The organism is Gordonia lacunae (genome assembly GCF_002149015.1).
GTDB lineage: Bacteria > Actinomycetota > Actinomycetes > Mycobacteriales > Mycobacteriaceae > Gordonia > Gordonia lacunae.
Genome location: NZ_NGFO01000039.1, coordinates 19094 through 40259, shown reverse-complemented (window position 1 = coordinate 40259; position 21166 = coordinate 19094). Strand labels below are relative to the sequence as shown.

At 65.1% G+C, this 21166-nt stretch carries 19 protein-coding genes; 10 read left to right on the top strand and 9 right to left on the bottom strand.

Translation table 11 applies throughout. From position 1 onward, the window contains the following. Both CA982_RS23300 and CA982_RS23295 read right to left on the bottom strand, forming a co-directional pair. Positions 1 to 244: transposase (locus CA982_RS23300; RefSeq protein ID WP_065632250.1), on the bottom strand; the 244-nt coding region annotated here is incomplete at its 3' end. 95 nt (positions 245 to 339) lie between these two features. Further along, entirely contained in the window at positions 340 to 744 is a 405-nt protein-coding gene (locus CA982_RS23295) for an ArsR/SmtB family transcription factor (protein ID WP_035755537.1), read from the bottom strand. 79 nt (positions 745 to 823) lie between these two features. On the opposite strand from CA982_RS23295, the gene CA982_RS23290 reads away from it, so the two are divergent. From CA982_RS23290 to CA982_RS23270, 4 genes are all read left to right on the top strand, one after another. Then, positions 824 to 1414, top strand: a complete 591-nt coding sequence (locus tag CA982_RS23290) for a class I SAM-dependent methyltransferase (protein WP_331271843.1) — start codon at positions 824 to 826, stop codon at positions 1412 to 1414. 283 nt (positions 1415 to 1697) lie between these two features. Further along, positions 1698 to 2870, top strand: a complete 1173-nt coding sequence (locus CA982_RS23280; RefSeq protein WP_086537514.1) for a L,D-transpeptidase — start codon at positions 1698 to 1700, stop codon at positions 2868 to 2870. A gap of 201 nt (positions 2871 to 3071) precedes the next feature. Continuing rightward, the gene (locus CA982_RS23275) at positions 3072 to 3404 is read left to right on the top strand and encodes an ArsR/SmtB family transcription factor (RefSeq protein WP_425269105.1); all 333 of its coding nucleotides are present in this window, start codon (positions 3072 to 3074) and stop codon (positions 3402 to 3404) included. After that, positions 3397 to 5586, top strand: coding sequence for a heavy metal translocating P-type ATPase (locus CA982_RS23270; protein ID WP_086537516.1), 2190 nt, complete (start codon positions 3397 to 3399; stop codon positions 5584 to 5586). The genes CA982_RS23275 and CA982_RS23270 overlap by 8 nt, the downstream gene beginning before the upstream one ends. Before the next feature lie 16 nt (positions 5587 to 5602). Here CA982_RS23270 and lnt read toward each other — a convergent pair whose 3' ends face one another. Continuing rightward, positions 5603 to 7105: an apolipoprotein N-acyltransferase gene (lnt, locus tag CA982_RS23265; RefSeq protein WP_035755530.1), complete on the bottom strand. Its 1503-nt coding sequence runs from the start codon at positions 7103 to 7105 to the stop codon at positions 5603 to 5605. Between the two features lie 217 nt (positions 7106 to 7322). Between lnt and CA982_RS23260 the strand changes: the two genes are divergently transcribed. Continuing rightward, positions 7323 to 7967, top strand: a complete 645-nt coding sequence (locus CA982_RS23260; RefSeq protein ID WP_035755528.1) for a DsbA family protein — start codon at positions 7323 to 7325, stop codon at positions 7965 to 7967. A gap of 65 nt (positions 7968 to 8032) precedes the next feature. Continuing rightward, positions 8033 to 8605, top strand: coding sequence for a vitamin K epoxide reductase family protein (locus CA982_RS23255; RefSeq protein WP_011161133.1), 573 nt, complete (start codon positions 8033 to 8035; stop codon positions 8603 to 8605). Positions 8606 to 8703: 98 nt separating this feature from the next. Here CA982_RS23255 and CA982_RS23250 read toward each other — a convergent pair whose 3' ends face one another. From CA982_RS23250 to CA982_RS23240, 3 genes are all read right to left on the bottom strand, one after another. Further along, positions 8704 to 9645, bottom strand: coding sequence for a cation diffusion facilitator family transporter (locus CA982_RS23250; protein ID WP_086537513.1), 942 nt, complete (start codon positions 9643 to 9645; stop codon positions 8704 to 8706). A 258-nt stretch (positions 9646 to 9903) separates the two neighbouring features. Then, positions 9904 to 10716 (bottom strand): cytochrome c biogenesis CcdA family protein, encoded by an 813-nt coding sequence (locus tag CA982_RS23245; RefSeq protein ID WP_011161135.1) that lies wholly within the window; start codon positions 10714 to 10716, stop codon positions 9904 to 9906. Next, complete coding sequence (locus tag CA982_RS23240) at positions 10713 to 11333, bottom strand: TlpA family protein disulfide reductase (RefSeq protein ID WP_082652992.1); 621 nt, start codon at positions 11331 to 11333, stop codon at positions 10713 to 10715. The genes CA982_RS23245 and CA982_RS23240 overlap by 4 nt, the downstream gene beginning before the upstream one ends. A gap of 391 nt (positions 11334 to 11724) precedes the next feature. Here CA982_RS23240 and CA982_RS23235 point away from each other — a divergent pair, with 391 nt between their 5' ends. The 3 genes from CA982_RS23235 to CA982_RS23225 all read left to right on the top strand — a co-directional run bounded on the left by CA982_RS23235 (position 11725) and on the right by CA982_RS23225 (position 14949). After that, entirely contained in the window at positions 11725 to 12657 is a 933-nt protein-coding gene (locus CA982_RS23235; protein ID WP_058253290.1) for a M23 family metallopeptidase, read from the top strand. Positions 12658 to 12889: 232 nt separating this feature from the next. Then, a complete protein-coding gene (gene ctaD / locus CA982_RS23230; protein ID WP_011161138.1) occupies positions 12890 to 14680 on the top strand; it encodes an aa3-type cytochrome oxidase subunit I in 1791 nt (596 codons plus the stop codon). Beyond that, positions 14677 to 14949, top strand: coding sequence for a hypothetical protein (locus CA982_RS23225; RefSeq protein WP_011161139.1), 273 nt, complete (start codon positions 14677 to 14679; stop codon positions 14947 to 14949). Before ctaD ends, CA982_RS23225 begins: the two co-directional genes overlap by 4 nt. A gap of 381 nt (positions 14950 to 15330) precedes the next feature. On the opposite strand, the gene CA982_RS23220 is transcribed toward CA982_RS23225, so the two are convergent. Together CA982_RS23220 and CA982_RS23215 are read right to left on the bottom strand one after the other, a co-directional pair. After that, positions 15331 to 16239: a M56 family metallopeptidase gene (locus CA982_RS23220; protein ID WP_244176451.1), complete on the bottom strand. Its 909-nt coding sequence runs from the start codon at positions 16237 to 16239 to the stop codon at positions 15331 to 15333. Between the two features lie 28 nt (positions 16240 to 16267). Continuing rightward, entirely contained in the window at positions 16268 to 16639 is a 372-nt protein-coding gene (locus CA982_RS23215; RefSeq protein WP_005199796.1) for a BlaI/MecI/CopY family transcriptional regulator, read from the bottom strand. Positions 16640 to 16798: 159 nt separating this feature from the next. Here CA982_RS23215 and CA982_RS23210 point away from each other — a divergent pair, with 159 nt between their 5' ends. Next, a complete protein-coding gene (locus CA982_RS23210; RefSeq protein WP_035755525.1) occupies positions 16799 to 19048 on the top strand; it encodes a heavy metal translocating P-type ATPase in 2250 nt (749 codons plus the stop codon). On the opposite strand, the gene CA982_RS23205 is transcribed toward CA982_RS23210, so the two are convergent. Continuing rightward, positions 18986 to 20968: a cytochrome c oxidase assembly protein gene (locus CA982_RS23205; RefSeq protein WP_035755519.1), complete on the bottom strand. Its 1983-nt coding sequence runs from the start codon at positions 20966 to 20968 to the stop codon at positions 18986 to 18988. The two genes, CA982_RS23210 and CA982_RS23205, sit on opposite strands and share 63 nt — an antisense overlap. Positions 20969 to 21166 lie beyond the last annotated feature (198 nt).

Here is a 21166-nt window from a genome sequence, read left to right as displayed (position 1 = left end):
GTTCACGGTTCTCCCGCTCCAACGCCGCGATGCGGTCAGCGTCCTCACTCGTGGTGCCCGGGCGGACCCCGCCGTCGATCTCGGCCTGACGAACCCAATTGCGCAACGCCTCGGGATGGACTCCGAGCTGATCGGCGATCCGCTTGATCGCACCTCTCGACGAATCGGGATCTCGTCGCGCTTCACATGCCATCCGGGTGGCCCGGTCCTTGAGTTCCTCACTGTACTTGCGTGGTGCTGCCATGCTCTCCATCCTTCACAGGTTCGAGAGCCTCCGACAGACCCGGGGCGGTTCACCTCGGGGGTGGAGTGTTTTCGTCACTGCCGGCGGCGCGTCGGTCACGTCAAGGCTCCAGCCGGGGTAGAACTCGCTGACGCTGCGGCGGCGTCGCCGGCATAGTTCGGGCACAGCGCTACCGCGCTACCGGTGGCCGCCAGCAGGGTCTCCGCCGAGGCCAGCAGGTCCATCAACTCGGGCCGAGTGAGGCGGTAGAACACCTGCCTACCCTGTGGGCGTCCCTCAACTAGCCCGCAGTCGCGAAGGCATGCCACATGCGCCGACACTGTCGACTGCGCCAAACCCAACTCCCCTACCAGGTCGGCGACCCTGACCTCCCCACCGGCAAGACGACGCACAATCGCCAATCGGGTGCTATCGGACAGGCTGTGAAACAACGCCACCGCCGCGTCCACATTCGTTCCGGCTCTCGACGTGCGACACCCATCCATGCTATTGATCGTCACCAGACGATAATAAGCGGTCTCCGCCGATGATGAGGGAGGGTGGTCAACAATGTTGATGAACCGCATGGAGACTGTCCTGGTGAACTCGCCGCCCCGGCGGTGGCTGCAGCGCTACGAGGCGCGTGTCTTGACTGCGTTGGGCGGACGGACCCCGGGAGCGCGCGTTGCTGAGCTGGGGTGCGGGTCGGGTTACGGCACCCGGCTGATCCTCGACGAGTTCGGCGCCGCGCGCGTCGACGCGGTAGACCTCGATCCGGCGATGATTTCTCGCGCTCGCCACCGCCTACGCCGACACACCGGCAGGGCACACCTCGCCCGAGGTAGCGCAACGGACCTGCGTTCAGCATTTCACGACGTCGGCGGTGGGCAGAACGGTACTTATGACGCAGTCTTCGACTTCGCGATCATTCACCACATCCCGAACTGGCGGGAAGCCTTGGACGAGGTGGCCCGCGTACTCAAACCGGGTGGGCGGTTCTTCTTTGACGAGGTCACCGCGACCGCCCTTGCTCGGCCGACCTACCAAGTGCTGTTTGACCATCCGAGCGAGGATCGGTTCACTGCCGGTGAGTTCCTGCACGAGTTGTCCCGCCACGGTCTCGACGTCGGCGAGCGGTGGCGAACACGCATCGGCGGCGACTACCTGTTGGGTGTCGCCACACGGCAATAGTGAGGTCGATGTGGTGGCTCGGCGGTCGCCCACCACGAGACGTTTCGAACCTTCTCTCACGCGGTGCAGTGGGTAAAGGAGCGCACAGCCTTCAACTACTATCGTGGTTAGTAAACCTAGTCCAGCGCCGAGTGGGAGGGTTCGACAATCGATGGGCCGCGTAAGAGGGACTCGAGCTACCGAAGAGCTATGTGATCGCCGATCGACTCACGGTGGGCAGCCGCAGTGCTCGGGCTCTCGTGAATGTCGCGGGTCGGTCCGAGTCGGTATTCCGCGACTGCTGATGCTCGCAACGCTGACGGCGGTGGTGATGGTGTTGACCTCGTGCAGCTCGACCGGAGGTGCCGCCTTCAGCAATGAGATTCAGGCCGTTGACAGCTTCGCCGACATCACACAACCTTCCATCGCTGTGGCCACTGAAGGTGGCGGGCGACTTGCGCCCAACGCGGTTGTCGAACCTGGGCTTCCTATTGTTGTCACGGCCAGTCGCGGCGCGTTGACTAACGTCCGTATTCCCACAGCCAGCGGCCGTCCCTTGGCGGGCTCCCTGAGCGAGGACGGCTCAACGTGGACAAGCACCCAGCCCCTGGGGTTTTCGAAGCGATACGTGGTTCAAGCCGAGGCCGTGGGCGTGGGCGGTCGATCGGTCGTCTCGCAGCGTTTCACCACGACCTCGCCGGAATCGTTGACCAGCGCGGCCATCCTCGGCGAGAAAACCGTCGGGATCGCCCACACGATCGGCGTGCGGTTCGCCGATCCCATCCCCGACCGAAAGAAGGCACAGGCGGCGATCACCGTGTCGTCTGACCCCCAGATGCAGGGTGCGTTCTATTGGATCAGCGACTCCGAGGTCCGGTGGAGGCCCGAACGCTTCTGGACACCGGGCACCAAAGTCAGTGTCGCCGTCAACATTTACGGAGTCAACCTCGGCGACGGGCTCTACGGCGACGAGAACTTGTCCTATGACTTCACCATTGGCAGAGCTCAGGAAATCGTCGCCGACGACAACACCAAAACAATCGTCGTCAAACGAGACGGCAAGGTCATCCGCACCATGCCGACCTCGTTCGGCAAAGACAGCACTCCGACGCCCCGCGGCATCTACATGATCGGAGATCGCGTCGAGCACATCATCATGGACTCGTCGACCTACGGAGTGCCTGTCGAGTCCGCAGCGGGATACCGCACACCCGTTCAATGGGCGGTGCAGATGTCCTACAGCGGCATCTACATGCACGGCGCACCGTGGTCGATGTCGGCCCAAGGCAACAGCAACGTCAGCAACGGTTGCCCAAACCTGAGTCCCGCAGACGCGGAATGGCTCGTGAAGAACACCCTGCGCGGTGACCCCGTCACGGTCAAGAACACCAACGCCGACACACTGTCGGGAGTCGATGGACTCGGCGACTGGAACATCCCGTGGTCACAGTGGAAGAAGGGCAACACCGACACCTAAGCGCCCCGCCCCCTGGCTCGAGAGCGTGTCGACTCCTCTCGACATATCGACGGGTGTTGAGATATCCGTACCGGCATGCCTAACATAGTTCATATCAATGAACGTAAGGATGTTGATATGACTCAGGAGTCGGTGGACACGTGCGATCTGCTGTGTCTCGATCTGCCGCACGCAGAAGATATCCGGACTGCGTTACCCGATGTGACCGCAATCGACCGTGCCGCCACCGGAGCTCGTGCACTCGGTGATCCGACCCGGCTGCGAGTGGCAACGGCGTTGCTGTCGGCGGACGAACTCTGTGTCTGCGACCTCGCGTGGGTGGTAGGCCTGGCGCAGAACCTCGTCTCGCACCATCTGCGCCTACTCAAGGGTGCCGGACTGGTGACCGGGCGCCGCCACGGACGGTTGGTGATGTATGCGTTGACCCCCTCCGGCCACGCTCTCGTGACAGCGGTCCTAGCGATTGCAGGACTCTCCACCGCAGCCACGACGACACCGTCGGCGGCCACAGTGCAGGGACATGCTCATGGCTGACGCATGCTGCGGACCCTCCGATTCCGCCGACCTCGAGGCTGAGGTCGATCAGGGCCCGGTTCGGTTGTGGCAGGTGCGCGAGCTGCGTTTCGCCGCCGCAGCAGCAGTGTTCCTCGCGCTCGGCTGGATCATCGGAGGCTCTCTATCAGAGACCGCGGGCATCGTCGTGGAACTGATCGCGGTTGTCGTTGCGGCCTCAACGTTCGTGCCATCGACGCTGCGGTCGCTGCGCCACGGGCGTATCGGTGTCGGAACGCTGATGACGATCGCCGCGATCGGGGCTGTGGCGCTGGGTCAAATACCCGAGGCCGCGCTACTCGGAATCTTGTTCTCGGTCGCTGAAGGACTCGAGCATTACGCGGTCACCAAAACTCGGCGAGGGCTGCGGTCGCTGCTCGCGCTGGTTCCGCCCACTGCTTCGGTGATTCGTGAGGGACGTGAGATCACCGTGTCACCGGATGAGTTGATCATCGGCGATGTGATGGTGGTGCGTCCCGGTGAGCGCGCGGCCACCGACGGAACGATCACAGCGGGCACAACCAGCGTGGACGTGTCGGCGATCACCGGCGAATCTGTTCCGGTGGAGGCGGGTCCGGGTGACTCGCTCTACGCCGGCGCGATCAACGGTGGCGGTGCGATCGAAGTCCGCGTGACCGCCCGCGCCGCGGATAGTTCCCTGGCCCGCATCGTTCACATCGTCGAGCAAGCGCAGGAACGCAAAGGCGCCGGCCAACGTCTCGCCGACCGTATCGCCCGCCCCCTGGTCCCGGCCATCATGGTGCTCGCGGCGCTCGTGGCAGGTATCGGTGCGCTACTCGGTGATCCCCTGGTGTGGCTCGAACGCGGCCTGGTGGTCCTCGTTGCTGCGTCCCCGTGTGCGTTGGCGATCGCGGTGCCGCTGACGGTGGTCGCCGCGATCGGCGCCGCCAGCCGCCATGGTGCATTGGTCAAAGGCGGTGCTGCCCTGGAGGAGTTGGGACGGGTTCGCGTCGTCGCGCTGGACAAGACCGGCACCTTGACCCGCGGCACTCCGGAGGTCATCGCCGTGGTGGCCACACCCGAGATCACCCGCGAGGACGCGTTGTCCTATGCCGCCGCGCTCGAGGCACGCAGCGAGCACCCGTTGGCGAGTGCGATTCTCGCGGCCGCACCTGCTCTGGGCTCACCTGCCGAGGACGTCACCGCGATCGCCGGTCACGGACTCACCGGCCAGATTTGCGGACAGCAATTGCGACTGGGCAAACCCGGGTGGCTTGATCCTGGGGCGCTCGCCGCAGACGTCACCCGGTTGCAGAGCGACGGTGCCACCGTCGTGCTGATCGAACGCGATGGCACGGTCGTCGCCGCGATCGCGGTCCGCGATGAGCTTCGCCCCGAGGCCGCCGAAACGGTCGCTCAGCTGACGGCGCTGGGTGTCGACTCGGTCATGCTGACCGGGGACAACGACCGCACCGCACATGCCTTGGCCACTGCGGCCGGAATCAGCACCGTCCATTCCGAACTGCTCCCCGAAGACAAAGCCGACTTGCTGCCCACGCTGGCGCGCGGGCGGGCGATCGCCATGGTCGGCGACGGCGTCAACGACGCCCCAGCGTTGGCCACCGCCGATGTCGGAATCGCGATGGGAGCGATGGGTACCGACGTCGCTATCGAAACCGCCGATGTGGCGTTGATGGGCGAAGATCTCCGCCATCTCCCGCAAGTGCTGTCCCACGCTCGGCGCGCACGCCGAATCATGCTGCAGAACATAGGATTCTCTCTGGCCATCATCGGTGTTCTGATTCCGCTGGCCGCCACGGGCGTCCTCGGTCTGGCCACAGTGGTCTTCGTCCACGAACTCGCAGAAGTACTGGTGATCGCCAACGCGATTCGTGCCGCCCGGACGAAAGCACTGCCAGGCACCGCTGCCGTGCCCCGGGTAACCCCCGGCAGGCTCAACATCTCGGTGGCGGCCTACCACGACACAGGCGACGCCTGCTGCGCCCCGGTATCGGCCACCACCGATCAACCACGGCCGGTGCCCGAGGTGCCCCTGCTGCCGACTCCCCGATCACGAGGCGCAGCGACCAGCAACAGCTGTTCTGCCACAACAGAACCAGGGTGCAGCTGCTGTTCGAGCCCGCCGGATGACGCCGATGACACATCGAGTAGCTCGCCAACGCCACATCGCGAACGCCACTGAGCACAACCACGCCGCGTCAGGTGCGTTGGCGTGATCTCCACGTGCGGACAACCAGTGCCGCCAGGACCGCGGCAGCACAAATCACTTCTCCTGCTGCTCCGATCCGCGTCGCCAGAGTCGTCGTTGTCCTCAGCGGCACCCGCGCGATGAGGACATCGGGGGTGAACAGCGCTGTGCGTTGTGCAACGGTCCCATCAGGTTCGATGACCGCGCTCACCCCACTGGTTGCTGCGATGACCACCGCCCGATCGTGCTCGACTGCCCGCACCCGCGACATCGCGAGTTGCTGGTAGGTCATCTCGGTGCGCCCGAACGTCGCGTTGTTGGTCGGCACGGCGATCAGTTGCGCACCGGCGCGCACCGATTCGGTCACCAGATCGTCGAACGCGACTTCGTAGCAGGTCGCCACCGCCACCGGTACACCTGCAAGATCGACAACGCCATTGCCTGCGCCTGGAACGAAGTTCCCGGCCCGGCTGGCGTAGGAGGACAGCTGTGTCATCAGTTGCCGCAACGGCAAGTACTCCCCGAACGGCACCAGCTGACGTTTGTTGTGCTCCTGACCAGGCCCGGTAACCGGATCCCACACCACCGACGTGTTGCGGGACGTGCCGTTGCTCCCGGCGATCACCGCTCCCACCAGGATCGGCACCCCGATCGCCCGCGCGGCACGATCAATCTGCGCCGCAGCATCGCGGTTCCCGAACGGGTCGATATCGGATGAGTTCTCCGGCCACACCACCACATCGGGACGCACGACCCGCCCAGAGCGGATCTCCTCGGCCAGATCGAGGGTGCGCTGGACATGATTGTCGAGCACTGCGCGTCGCTGAGCATTGAAATCCAACCCCAGCCGCGGCACATTGCCCTGCACCACCGCCACCGTCACCGACCGCTCCCCCGCGTCATCGCCTCCCCCCGCGGGCGTCATCATCCACACCAGCAGTCCAATCACAGCAACCGTGGCCGCAGGCCCGGCCAACGTCTGAGGCTGCCGGCGGACCACAGCCCCCGCCGCCGCGGCCAGGGCCGCGCCGAGCAGCACCACAACGAACGACAACCCCGGCGCGCCGGCCAGCGCCGCCAACGGCAGTAGAAGCCCCTCCGGTTGGCCGAATGCGATTCGGCCCCAGGGGAAACCGCCAAACGGTATCCGGGAACGAACAGCTTCGACTGCCACCCAGGCGCCTGCCAACCACACCGGCGCGCCGCGCCATCTGCCCAGTGCCGCTGCCAACGCCCCGAAGATCCCGAACGCCACCGCCTGGACTGCTGCCAAGACCAGCCACGGCACCGCACCCACATAGATACCGACCCACGGCAGCAACGGCACGAAAAACCCCAGCCCAGCCAGATAGCCATAGCCGGATGCCGCCCACAACGACCGCCCCCGCAGCGTCACCACCAGAACCGCGATAGCCAACGGGGCGAGGAACCACAGCTGACGCGGAGGGAAACTCACGTACAGCATGCCGCCGGCGCCGACGGCAGCTGCGCCGCGCAACACAGGCTGACGCATCGGCAGAAACGACGCGCCGGCACGTCGACTATCCGAAAAACCCACCACCGCGCACCGCACCCCTCACCGAAGTTTGTCGAGCGCACCGATCCGCCCGCGGTCGCCCGGCCGGGGCCGCGCGCCTGTAAACTACTAGCTAACGTAGTAGTAGTTCGACGGGAGTGAACATCGTGGCAGGTCAAGCGCTAAAGGTTCGACTCGAGTCAAGGGTGCCCCGGTGAGCCGCACCGTCAAGATCTCACTCGCCGTGGTGTTCGTGTTCTGCCTGGCGCTGACAGTGGTGTTCGTGGTGTCCCGGGCCGGTGACAGCGAACAGGCTGCCGCCCAGGCGAGCATGACGGTACGGGATGATTCCCCACGTCTATCGACTCCGACCGAGTCCAAGGCAACATTCGTGGAATTCCTGGACTTCGAATGTGAAGGGTGCGGGGCGGCATACCCGGCGGTGGAGCAGCTTCGCCAAACATACGGCGATCAGGTCACTTTCGTGGTCCGCTACTTCCCGCTCCCCGGACATTTCAACGCTGACCGCGCAGCACGCGCCGTTGCCGCCGCGGCCGAGCAAGGTCAGTTCGAACCGATGTACCGCAAGATGTTCGACACCCAACGCAGCTGGGGTGAGCAGCGGGTACCGCTGGACGATCTGTTCTTCTCCTATGCCCAGGAGCTCGGTCTGGACATGGATCGATTCGCCGCCGACTACAACTCGCAGGCCACCCGCGAACTCATCGACCGCGATGTCGCTGACGGCAAAGCGCTAGGTGTCACCGGCACACCCACCTTCTTCATCAACGACGAACTCATCAAACCCGAGAGCTATGACGATCTGAGCTCGGCGCTCGAATCCGCACTACGCCAGTGACCGTCCCACCACCACCCCGCCAGGCCTCGCCATCCTCGCCCACGGCGGCAGCTACACGATTCCCAGTGTCTCCGCGACTGCTCGCGTGGATCCTTGCGGTCTGCGGAAGTATCGGGCTCATCGCTGCGTTCACGCTGACGGTTGAAAAGTTCGAACTGGCAACCGATCCGGCGTACACACCGACCTGCAGTATCAACCCGATCGTCAATTGCGGATCGGTGATGGACACCCCCCAGGCGGTCGTCTTCGGGTTTCCCAACTCACTGATCGGAATTGCCGGCTTCTCCGCGCTGATTGCTGTCGCGGTCCTGATGGGGAGCCGGCCGCCCACCTGGGTCATGATCGGGCTGCAGAGTGGGTTGACGGGTGCGGTGGTGTTCGTCCATTGGCTGATCTTCCAGAGCCTGTACCGAATCAACGCGCTCTGTCCGTACTGCATGGCCGTGTGGGTGGTTGTCGTGGTTGCCTTTTGGTATGTGAGCCTGCGCAATGCCGACCATTTCTGCCCACCCGGGACAGCGCGCCGAGCCCTCGATGCGATCCTCACGGTGCACACCGTGGTACCGCTGGTGTGGGTGCTGGCAGTGATCGCCCTGATCGCCCACCGTTTCTGGTGGTACTGGTCGACGCTGATGTGACACCTCCGGGGCAGCGCCCGGCCCGAGACGGCAGACTCGCGTAGCAGAGATCCGCACTCGCGCAGACCGCAGGTGTGGTGTGACGCCGATGTGATCCCTCACGGGTGATGGGTGGCTAACGCTTCCTCGTGGTGGCGCTGGGCGCTGGTCTCGAGCTGGAAGGTGGAATGCTCGAAGGAGATGGCGAAGTGGGTCGCCACGCAGGTCCGGATGTCATCCAACATGGTGGGGGCGTGGCCGTCCTGGAAGCAGTCGTCATCGACCACAATGTGAGCGCTGATGATCGGTAGGCCCGTGGCCACCGTCGATGCGTGAAGGTCGTGCACGTCGTGCACACGGTCCATCTCGAGGATGTGGGCCCTGACGTCGTCGAGATCGATCCCTTTCGGGGTGAATTCCATCAGCACCCGCGTCGTCTCGGCCATGAGTTTGAGGGCGCGGGGTGCGATGAGCGCGGCGATGAACAACCCGGCCAGCGCGTCAGCTTGTTGGAAACCGGTGGTAGCGATGACGATTGCGGCGACGATCACACCCAGCGATCCCAGTGCGTCGTTGAGGACCTCCAGAAACGCCGCTCGCATGTTGAAGTTGGCGCCGCGTCCCGAGGCGAGCACGAGCATGGCGACGATGTTCGCCACGAGTCCGATGACTCCGAAGAGCAGGAGTTCGGTCGAGGGCACCCCGGGTGGCGAGAACAGTCGTCGTACGCCTTCGACAGCAGCGTAGAGGCCCACAGCGAGCAGCAGCGAGGCCTGCCCCAGAGCGGCGATGACCTCGATGCGCCGCAGTCCCCAGGTGCGGGTTTTGTTGACCGGGCGGTGCATCACGGTTGCTGCGACGAGCGCGACCGCTAAACCGATCGCATCTGTCGCGGCGTGCGCGGTGTCGGTCAGTAGCGCCAGACTTCCCGTGATCACCGACCCGACAAGCTGGGCCACGACAATGATCCCCGTCAGAGCAAACGCGATCGCCAACCGGACACGCAGCGACGAGTCGCTGGATGCGGGGTCGGTTGGTCCGTGATTGTGTCCGGCTCCCATGCGTCGTACTCCCTCTCATCCACACCCAGATAGCTACGCTGTCCACATATATCAATACATGCGCATGTGACTATATGACAGACCGGGGCGGAACGGAACCGGCGGATCACGTCACGACTGAATCGGGATGTGCTGAGATGGCCCGACGTCGGCGGCGTGACGCCGGTGGTGTTGGGTCTCGTGACGGTGCGGTGACCGGAAGCCGGTGGTGTTGGGTCCGTCGAACCGGCGCCGCCACTACAGGCCTCAGATGGGTAGTCAGATGGGTAGTTGGGTATCGGTGATGAACGCGTCGCGGACCCACACGATGAATTGATCCCACAGGCCGGTGATCAAGGCGATACCTACCGCGATCATCATGGCGCCGCCGACGATCTGGATCATGCGGGCGTGGGTCCGCAACCAGCCGAGGCTGCGCAACGCCCATGCCGAGGAAAACGCAAGCACGACAAAAGGAATACCAAGGCCCGCGCAGTACGCCACGATCAGCGCGACGCCCTTGGCTGCGGTGGCACCTTCGGTGCCGCTGGCCGTCGCAATGACCGCCGCGAGCGTGGGCCCTAGGCATGGGGTCCACCCGAGTGCAAAGACCCCGCCGAGCAGCGGAGCGCCGGCGATGTTGGAGACGCGGCGGGGGGCGAACCGTCGTTCCTGTTGCAGTGCCGGCACCAGCCCGATGAACACCAGGCCCATGATGATGGTGACCACGCCGCCGATGCGTTGGAGGACTTCACGATTCACCACGAAAGTGGTGGTGACTCCGAGTACGGTGGCGGTCGCTGCCACGAAGACCACCGTGAAACCGAGGACGAACAGGCCTGCGGCGAGCGCCACGCGCGAACGACCCCGCTTGTTCGGCTCCCCCACCGACACCGCAGGCGCCTCGGCGCCGACCACGCCAGCCAGATACGACAGATACCCCGGAACGAGGGGGACCACGCACGGTGAGGCGAACGACACCAGCCCGGCGATCACACACGCAAGCAGCGCCAGCAGGAGCGGACCGCTGGCGACGAGGTCGGCAAACGTCTCGCCGACCGCAGCCTGCACTTCGACCGACTGCGGGGTCATTGGGGTTGTGCCACAGGCTCAGCGAGGACTCGCTGAACTGTTGACCCGAGTTCGTCGGCGGTAATGGCCTTGAGGAACACCGCGGCCGGACGGTGGTCGCGGTCGAGCACGATGGTGGTCGGCACCACCGACGTTGGGGTGGTCAGCGCAGCCAGGGTCAGACCGGCAAAGTCGTAGATCGAGGGAAAGGCGACCTTTCTGTCGATCATGAAGTCCTTCGCCGCTTGCCGGTTATCGCGCAGATTGATACCGAGGAACTCGACTCCCGAGGCCTTGTTCTGGGCGTAGACATGCTCGAGGTCGTCGGCTTCTCCCCGGCAGGGTCCACACCACGAACCCCAGACGTTGATGACGACGACTTTGCCTGCGAAGTCGTCGAGTCCGATGGTCTGGTCGGTCACCACGTCAGGGCCGGAGACGTCAGCGATCCGCTGACGGCTCGAGGGCGGATCGTAGGTGATGACCGTCTGCCCGCCGGGCGAGACGAACTGAAAGGTTCCCCCCTGCGCAACGGCGTCGTCGCCAGCGCTACCACAACCCGACGCTACCCACGGCACCACGCATATCAGCGCCAGGACCGCCGCCCGCACCGCGGATACCCTTCTCCCCTGCTGCACCAGCACTCCTCGACGTTGATCTACTACGCAGCGTGGTAGATCACCATTCGAATTGTCAACATGACCATAGTTTTTGTGACATCCACCGACCGGAACCCCACTTCTCGCGACGTGCATTTTGCGGCGTCACCTCGTGTAAGAGATGCGCTCACCTGCAATTACCCTGTGTTCAGGGCGAGTTTCCGGCTTGGCAGTCACTGCGCATCCGCAACTACATCACCTAGTAGTAGAGGCCCGCGATTGCGATGGGCACTCAATCAGATCGTGTTACTGCTGTGACCTGTGGGGCCTATGGTTCGAACGGAGGGCTGCCGATCGTGGCCTCATGTGCACCTGGCGTGTGGTGCTGAACGTCAGTGCGTCGCGCCCGTCTCCGGAAGGTCTCGCTGGCATGCCTATGTCGTCCCTCACCCGCCGCTGCGGCGCTCCACGGCCCTGTCTGAGACTGGGGGTCGCGGGAATCGTTGCTGCGGTTCTGCTGAGCTTCTCAATTGACGCTCGAGCGCGAGCCGACGCCGATGCCACCCACGTGACTCAGCAGTTCGCCCAACTGGTCGCCGAGACGATCTCGGCGACACTGGGCGGCCCGGCGATGGGAACCCTCGCCGACGAGATCCGAACAGTCAGCACATGTCTGGCCGATCGAGCGCGCCCAGTCGAGCCGCCAGTGCCAGCCGAGGATCCCATCACTGCGGTGGGATGCTTCGCCGCCGTGCTCGGCGCGGGACGAGCAGCCGCCGAACTGATTGTCGACGCGCTGCCGATCGGGCGGCTGCTGGCGCTTCTGGCTTTCGAGATGCGTCCCCACGATCCCGCGGCTGCGCACCCGGCACCAGCTGGTCCACCCGTCTATTCGTCGCCGTCGCCGGGGTCGGTGGTCGCTCCCACGAACGGCCGAGTGACCTCCACCTTCGGTGACGGCCGCGGCCATCAGGGTATGGACATCGGCAACGACCTGGGGGCACCGATTTTCGCGGTCACCGACGGCGAAGTGATCAACTCGGGGCCAGCTGAAGGCTTCGGGTTGTGGGTACGCATCCGGCATGCCGACGGAACAATCACGACCTACGGCCACAACGACGACAATCTCATCGACGCGGCAGCGCCGGTCACGGTCGGTCAACCCATTGCCACGGTGGGCAATCGCGGTAACTCGACCGGGCCTCATCTGCACTTCGAGGTTGCTGATGCATCCGGCGCCGCCCTCGACCCGGTGCGATGGCTCGCCGAACGCGGCGTCAGTCTGCCCTCCGACAGCGACGCCGAACCTACTATCACGCCCAACGAACCGTCGGGCACCGGAAGCGCAGACCTCTGGCGGTAAGGGTGGGCGCGGCGCACGGCCGCGGCGGACCGGTCGGGCCGATCTCAATGAGGGAGGCGACCTTTCGTCGCGGTCCTGTCGCCTCCCGGTTGCGACTCGGAATTCCAGTATCAACTATGCTACCTAGTAGTTAATCGACTACAGTCCGTAGTAACGGCCCGGGAAGTCGCACGCACGATGCGCGTGTTGCTTCGATCAGGGCCGCCATTTTTTCAAGTCAGATGGAGGCCTCATGACCGCGGTGTCCCCGCGCCCGCCCGAGGTGGTCGCCACGCGGCCCTATCCCGAGCGGCGAAAGGCCAAAGGGTCATTCATCTACACGATGCTGACCACGACCGATCACAAGCTGATCGGCATGATGTACATCGTCGCGTGCTTCGGGTTCTTCCTCATCGGCGGACTGATGGCGCTGCTGATGCGCGGAGAACTCACGACGCCGGGCATGCAATTCCTCTCGACCGAGCAGTACAACCAGCTGTTCACCATGCACGGCACGATCATGCTGCTGATGTATGCCACCCCCATCGTGATCGGCTTCGCCAACTTCGTACTGCCCCTGCAGATCGGCGCTCCCGACGTCGCCTTCCCGCGGCTCAACGCACTGGGTTTCTGGCTGTTCGTCTTCGGTTCGACCATCGCGATTGCCGGCTTCATCACCCCAGGTGGCGCCGCGGACTTCGGCTGGACCGCCTACACCCCGCTCAGCGACGCCATCCACTCACCCGGCGTCGGCTCCGACATGTGGTTCCTCGGACTGACCGTGTCTGGTCTGGGCACCATCCTGGGCGCGGTCAACATGGTCACCACGGTCATCTGTCTGCGCGCACCGGGAATGACGATGTTCCGTATGCCGATCTTCACGTGGAACATCCTGGTCACCAGTGTGCTGATCTTGCTGGTGTTCCCGCTGCTCACCGCGGCATTACTCGGCGCCGAAGTCGACCGCCAGTTCGGCGCGCATCTGTTCGATCCGGCCAACGGCGGCGCCATTCTCTGGCAGCACATGTTCTGGTTCTTCGGTCACCCCGAGGTGTACATCATCGCGCTGCCGTTCTTCGGCATCGTCTCCGAAATCTTCCCGGTCTTCAGCCGTAAACCGTTGTTCGGGTACTCAGGACTGGTCTACGCCACCCTCGCCATCGCCGCCCTGTCGGTCGCGGTGTGGGCACACCACATGTACGTCACTGGCGCCGTGCTGTTGCCGTTCTTCTCCTTCATGACCTTCCTGATCGCGGTACCCACGGGCGTGAAGTTCTTCAACTGGATCGGCACAATGTGGCGGGGCCACATGACCTTTGAAACCCCGATGCTGTTCTCGGTCGGCTTCATGGTCACCTTCCTGTTCGGCGGACTCACCGGTGTGCTCCTGGCCAGCCCGCCGATCGACTTCCAACTCTCCGACAGCTACTTCGTGGTCGCCCACTTCCACTACGTGCTGTTCGGCACGATCGTGTTCGCCACCTACGCCGGCATCTACTTCTGGTTCCCGAAGATGACCGGACGACTGCTCGACGAACGCTTGGGCAAAATCCATTTCTGGCTGACGTTCATTGGCTTTCACCTCACCTTCTTGGTGCAGCACTGGCTCGGAGCCGAAGGCATGCCCCGCCGATACGCCGACTACCTGCCCTCAGACGGCTTCACCACGCTCAACATCATCTCCACCGCCGGCGCGTTCGTCCTCGGCGTCTCGACACTGCCGTTCCTGTGGAACGTTTTCCGCAGCTACCGCTACGGCGAGGTCGTCACCGTCGACGATCCATGGGGCTTCGGCAACTCCCTGGAGTGGGCCACCAGCTGCCCGCCGCCGCGCCACAACTTCACCGAACTGCCCCGCATCCGGTCGGAGCGTCCGGCGTTCGAACTGCACTACCCGCATATGGTGGAGCGGCTGCGCGCCGAAGCCCACGTCGGCACACGGCACGGTGAACCCAGCGAGGCGGCCGAAGAAGTCCGCCGTGCGCCGCTGACCACCGGAGACCACGAAGCATCTACAGATCCCGACCCGGAGAGCCGACCGTGAGCAACTACCCCTACCCTGCCCTCGACCAGGCCGTCCCGCGAACGCGCCGCCCGCTGACCGTTCCGCGGTGGTTCGCCATCCTCGCAGTCGGCTACACCGCGGTGATGACCTTTGCGCTGACCCTGCTCGCAGGTTCTGTCCTCGCTCAGGGCACTCCCCTGCTGCTGTGGCTGATCGCGGCGACCGCGGCAACGTGTGCGGCCCGCGGTGCGGCCGCGGTCGCGACCCGCGCAATGCAACCAGCACGAGGCCGTGCGGCGCGGCCGTAGCCGAAGCACCTCACCACCGACCCCCGCGGCCGCGGAGAGACCCGTCGCTACGCCGCGTCAGGCGAGACCACGAGCCACCGGGCCTTTCCCAAGATCACCGGGCCTGACCGAGAGCGAATCGGCTGGTGGAGCAAGGGTTAGCGGTCCCGGTCGAGCATCGGTTGGCGCTGCTCAGCACCGCACACCATGTATTTGGTACCGAACACGCAGGGTGTCGCGATAGCGCGACTGACTGGGTGTGCCGCCCGCGCAGGCAGCTGCGATCGACACGCTGAGACGAGCACCCGGTGAACAGCCTCCGCTACCGGTGGCGCAGCCAGGCGCGACACCCACGGGCGTCGAGCCGCAGCCACTGAGGAGCGAACAGGGCGTGACCGGGACTTATGCGATAAGCCCATGCACGAGAACCGACAACACCGGAAGTGCCGCAGCCGTACACAACGCAGCACCCAGGAGGGGCAACACGCTCGCCGCAGCGTAGGTCGACTTCGTCGGCTCGATCGCGCCGTTCTCGAGCATTAGCAATCGGTAGCGCGTCGAGTGCGGCATGGGGGTCCCGGGGCCTACACCCTGGCCGGTCACATGCGCGAGTGCGCTGCGCACGGCAGCCGTGCTGGTCACCCGAGCAGCCGACATGTCGGCATCTGCTTCGATCAAGGCCGCGACTGCCGTCGGCGCCCGGCGAAACAGCGGCACAAAGGGCAGAGCACGTGCCATCACATCGCAGACCGCCAGAACGCGGTCATGCCGCGACCTCAGATGGGCGAACTCGTGCGCCAGTACTGCGGCCCGCGCCTCGGCGGGCACGTCTGTGCGCAGCGCACTTGTTGCCACAACGAAACCACTGCGCCCGCCGACGCAGTACGCCATGGGGTGGGGATGATCGATCCAGAGCACGTCGGGGGTGTCGGGTTCGGTACTGCCCACCACAGCAACGACATCGCGATGAAGACGGTGCACGCGATGCACATCGCGGGTGTGACGAGCGCACGACATCGCGGTGCGAGCGACCGCGGCGATCACCACCACGGCCACGGCAATGCCATACACCTGGCTGAAATCGTCGCGCACCGCGTGCAGGACAGCTCCCGCGCACCGAGCCAAGGTGTCAACGAAGCGTTCGGCCGGCGGCGGATCCGGCCACAACGCCGACAGCGCCGACAGAATCAACAATCCCACCGCCGTGGCGATACTGCTGACCCAGGCGGTGATCAGTACCCGCGGTGACCATCGCTGGGGCAATCGGTCGAGAACGTAGGGACCCAACACGCCCAGCACGGCCGCGCCCACCAGGTGGGCCAATGCGACGCTCACACTCTCAGCGCTTCCTCGGACGATCCGTCCGCGTCCGGGACAGGTGCTCGCTGAGGACCGCGCGCTCCTCGGGAGTAACCATCCGGGCGAAGTGCATCAGCACCGCCGTCGAATCGCCGCTGGCATCGAGCACCTGCCGCAGTGTCTGCGACGTCGCCTCCTCCCGCGACTGCAACGGGAAGTACCGATAGGCGCGGCTGATCTTCTCGCGACCCGCGAAGCCCTTCTTGTGCAGATTGGTGACCACGGTCAACACCGTCGTGTACGCCAAGTCGCGGTCGGCCAGCGCATCGACGATGTCGTGCACACTCATCGCCGCCGAAGCGCCCCACAGCACATCCATCACCGCGCGTTCCAACGAACCCAACTGAGTCACCGTCGCCTGCCTGATCGCCTCGTATTTGCTGCCAGTCTAGAACAAACTACCCTGCTTAGTAGCCGAAGCCTGGTTGCCTCAGCCCTGCTGCCACTGCCCCACGGGGGCCCTCGCATCTTGCGGTGCCGGACCCTCACCGCCTACTGAAAGCGCCCACCCGTGACCGACCTCGTTGACCACACGCACCCAACACGCCGCATCCAACTCGATGTGGGCGGGATGACCTGCGGTGCGTGCGCAGCTCGGGTGGAACGCAAACTCAACAAGCTCGACGGCGTGCGCGCCTCGGTCAACTACGCCACACGGCGAGCCACCGTGGAACTCGATACCCACGCACACGTCGCCGATGCTATCGACGCCGTGCACACAGCAGGGTATGCGGCTGCGGAACTGTCCGAGCAGGCCCCTGCCGTCAACGAAGATTCAGCGACTGCGAAGGCACTGTTCACCCGGCTGATCGTCGCGCTAGCCCTGTTCGTGCCCCTGGCCAACCTCTCCGTGGTGCTTGCTGTCGTCCCCGACCTTCGCTTTCCCGGCTGGCAAGCAGTGTTGGTGGCGCTTGCCGCGCCGGTGGTGACCTACTGCGCGTGGCCCTTCTACCGCACCGCGGTGCGCACGTTGCGGACCGGCGTGGCCACGATGGACACCCTCGTCTCGCTGGGAGTGCTGGCCGCGACCGCACTGTCGGTGTACTCGATGTTCTCGGCCGAAGCGACCTCGACCGCAGGCCAGGGGGTGTGGTCGGCAATCTTTTCCAGCGACTCCATCTATCTCGAAGTTGCAGCCGGTGTCACCGTCTTCGTGCTGGCAGGACGCTACTACGAGGCGCGTGCCCGGGCACAAGCTGTTCAAGCACTGACGGCGCTGGCCGCTCTGCGTGCCACCGACGCCCGAGTCGAGTGCGCAGGGGACACGACCATGCTCATACCCCTCGCGGAACTCAAAGTGGGGCAACGACTCATCGTGCTGCCGGGAGAGACCATTCCATCAGATGGGCAGGTGATCGAGGGCGCCGCCAGTGTGGACCTCAGCGCCATGACCGGTGAGACGACGCCGGTTCAGGTGTCAGCCGAGCAAGGCTCCACCGCCGTCGGGGGCACGACGTGCCTCGACGGGCGACTACGCGTCGAAGTCACCGCAGTCGGTGACGACACCCGCCTGGCCGAGATGATCGCGCTGGTCGACAGCGCGCAGACAGCCAAGGCTCGCGCTCAACGCGTCGCCGACCGTATCGCCGCGATCTTCGTTCCGTGTGTCATCGCCCTAGCCGCAGCCACTGTCGTGGGCTGGTCGCTCACCGGGGCGTCATGGGAGCACGCGGTGAGGGCCGCGGTGGCCGTGCTGGTCATCGCCTGCCCATGCGCGCTGGGCCTGGCCATGCCCATGGCGCTGGTGATCGCTACCGGGCGAGGCGCCCAACTGGGCATCTTCCTCAAAGGACACGCCGCATTGGAACTGTCCGGGACGATCGATGTGGTGGTCTTCGACAAGACCGGCACCCTCACCAACGGGCAGCCACACGTCACCGGCGTATACACCGTCGACGACGACAGTGCCGAGCTGATCCTGGGCTGGGCGGCGACACTCGAGCAGCACACCAGCCACCCCATCGCCACCGCTATCGCTGCCGCGGCCGGTCCGCAGTCGCTTGCCGCACCGGTCGACGAGGTGGTCACCGACGTCGGTAGCGGCGTGCGAGGGGTAATCGACGGAGTGAAGGTGCAGGTGGGTTCCCCGGCATGGATCGCCCGTAGCGCCGCGGTGCCCGCCGCGATCGACGCGCGGCGCACTGACATCGAGCGCTCTGGGGGCACCGCGGTCTATGTCGCAGCCGATGATGCAGTCCGGGGCCTGATCGACATTCGTGATGGCATCAAACCCTCTGCCCGCCAGGCGGTCGATGAGTTGCACCGCATGGGAATTCGCACGTTCCTGGTCACCGGCGATAACGCCGGCGCAGCGCAGCGCACCGCGGAGCAGGTCGGCATCGACGACGTGATCGCCGGGGTGCTCCCGGCCGAGAAAGTGGCCATCATCGACAACGTGCGCAGTAGTGGCGCCGGTGTGGCGATGGTCGGCGACGGCATCAACGACGGGCCCGCACTCGCATCGGCTGATCTGGGCATTGCGATCGGACGCGGTACCGATGTTGCTATCGGCGCCGCCGACATCGTGTTAGTGCGCGATGACCTCACCACCGTCGCTCTGGCGCTGCAACTCGCCTCGGCCACGCGACGCACGATGCGCACCAATCTGGCATGGGCGTTCGGCTACAACCTCGCCGCGCTGCCGCTGGCTGCCGCTGGATTGCTCAATCCTCTGATCGCCGGGGCCGCAATGGCTTTGTCATCGTTTTTCGTCGTCTCCAACAGCCTGCGTTTGCAGAACTTCGCGCGTATAGACCGCTGAAGGTGACAGAGGCTGGGGCTGGGCCAACTGCGAGACCATCGCAGCGACGGTGTGGGAGGTGCCGGCATCAATGGCCGTGGACTCGGACCGATCGGGTCGACGTTCGGCACGCACCCACTGCGCCAACAGCACCAAGCACACCAGCACCATCGGAATCTCGCTGATCACCGCAGCCACCACACCACCCACCCATTGCGTGCGAGCCAGATCGGGATTCCACGGTAGCTGCAACTGGCTGTAGAAAGACTCACCGATCACCGTGGTGGAGGTCATCAGCGCGATACCAAAGAAGGCATGAAAAGGCATGACGGCGAACAGCAGACCAAGCCGCGCCAGAAACGGTAACTGTCTGGGTCCAGGATCAATCCCCACAGTCACCCAGAAGAACAGGTAGCCGATGGCCAGGAACAGCACGCTCATCACGACGTGCCCCCAGTGGTAGCGCACGAGGACGTCGAACACCGGAGTGAAGTACACCAGATACGACGAGCCCACAAACAACGCGAACGCGGCAATCGGATTGAGCAGCAGCTGCAGGCCCCGCGAGCCGAGCACGATCAGCAGCGCCCGCCGGCACGCCGCGCCACCGGTGGTTCCGATCGTCGGCAGCACCCTCAACAGCAAGGTGATCGGCGCACCACCCACCAACAGGATGGGTGCGATCATGGTCAAACCCGTGTGTTCGGCCATGTGCACACTGAACAACGCGTTGCCGTAGGCCTTCAGCCCAGAGCTGGTGGACACCACCACCACAGCGCACCCCGCGACCCACGACACCGTTCGCCGGATCGGCCACCGGTGTCCACTTGCCCGCTCCCGCCGGGCGGCAACGACATAGCCCACGACACCCACCACCGCCGCCACACCCACCACGAGATCAACACGCCACAGCGAGACCAGCGATCCGACATCGGGCGGGCCAGGAAGGGAATACCCCAGGTACACATCCCAGCCCGTAAAAGGGTGGGCAATCAACCCGGGTGCGACCCTGGTGTCCATCACCGCCCAGCACGCCACGGCCACCAGTGCGGTCCCCGTGGCGAAGGCAGAAGCAGTTGCCGGCGTCACCACACCCCGGCGCAAACGCACGAGGTCGGCAATCATTAACACGGTCAGTACAGCCACCAACAACCCCGCGGCGCGACCGAACGCCGACGACCACACATCGGGAGTCCGCAGCAGCAGCGTCACAGCCACCGCGCCCGCCAGTGCCATCACATCGGCGCCCAGGACAATGCCACCAACACGCCGGTCGGCCGCCTCGTCGATGGTCGCCGACCCCAGACCACGAACCCGGAACCGATCAGCCCACCGCAGCCCCACCGACAACGCCAAGCTCACTGCGAAGACGATCACCGCGCCGGTCGTGTAGTCGTGGTCAGGGCCCTGCGCGGCATTGCCGACCACGGGCAGCGCGAGCACACAAATCGCTGCGGGAACCACCAGCGCCACCTGCATCGACCACCGCAGTGACACCGAACCGATCAGCACCACGACACCCGCTGCCGCCACGACCAGCCACGCCAGCGCCGGCAAACTCACACTGAACGCGTAACCGACCTTGCCGCTCGAGACCATCGTGCCCACAGACACGCCGGTGGTGTCTGCGGCCGCGGTGAAAGCCATGAATAGCGCAACGACCACAGAGCACCCCGCGGCGCGGCGGACGCGGCGAAACACTGGATAGACCGCAGCGTCGATGAAGCCTTGCGAGTCAGGCACGGCCGTGAGCACCATCGAGACCAGTCCCCCGAGCATCACCGCAGCCAACGCAAAGCCAGCGAAGTTGCCGACCACATCGGCGACAGCTGTGCCCGCCCCAGGATATGGATCTGCGCTTTCGACGTAGCGACTGGCGCCGGAGATCCAGGCGTAGATCACCAGCGCCACAATTAGCCCACCGACCAGCAGTGCAGCCATCAACCGGGGTACGGCTACGCCGTGCGGAGTTGACGGTGCGGTCGCCTCCGTCGACGGCTTCATATCACCCACCACCTACATGCTACTACTGCGCATAGTAATTACGGCGCACGGACTGAAGAACTGGTAGTCGCGGCTGATTCTCGGCTTGCTTGCCACCGCCTCGGTTCGCTGCGGGGCCGCGTCCGCGCGGGCCCC

Bases quoted from the DNA above. Each gene is read 5' to 3' on its own strand.
- CA982_RS23280 (WP_086537514.1), top strand. From the start codon at position 1,698: ATGCTCGCAACGCTGACGGCGGTGGTGATGGTGTTGACCTCGTGCAGC.
- CA982_RS23270 (WP_086537516.1), top strand. From the start codon at position 3,397: ATGGCTGACGCATGCTGCGGACCCTCCGATTCCGCCGACCTCGAGGCT.
- lnt (WP_035755530.1), bottom strand. From the start codon at position 7,105: ATGCGTCAGCCTGTGTTGCGCGGCGCAGCTGCCGTCGGCGCCGGCGGC.
- CA982_RS23250 (WP_086537513.1), bottom strand. From the start codon at position 9,645: ATGGGAGCCGGACACAATCACGGACCAACCGACCCCGCATCCAGCGAC.
- CA982_RS23245 (WP_011161135.1), bottom strand. From the start codon at position 10,716: ATGACCCCGCAGTCGGTCGAAGTGCAGGCTGCGGTCGGCGAGACGTTT.
- CA982_RS23235 (WP_058253290.1), top strand. From the start codon at position 11,725: ATGCCTATGTCGTCCCTCACCCGCCGCTGCGGCGCTCCACGGCCCTGT.
- ctaD (WP_011161138.1), top strand. From the start codon at position 12,890: ATGACCGCGGTGTCCCCGCGCCCGCCCGAGGTGGTCGCCACGCGGCCC.
- CA982_RS23205 (WP_035755519.1), bottom strand. From the start codon at position 20,968: ATGGCTGCACTGCTGGTCGGTGGGCTAATTGTGGCGCTGGTGATCTAC.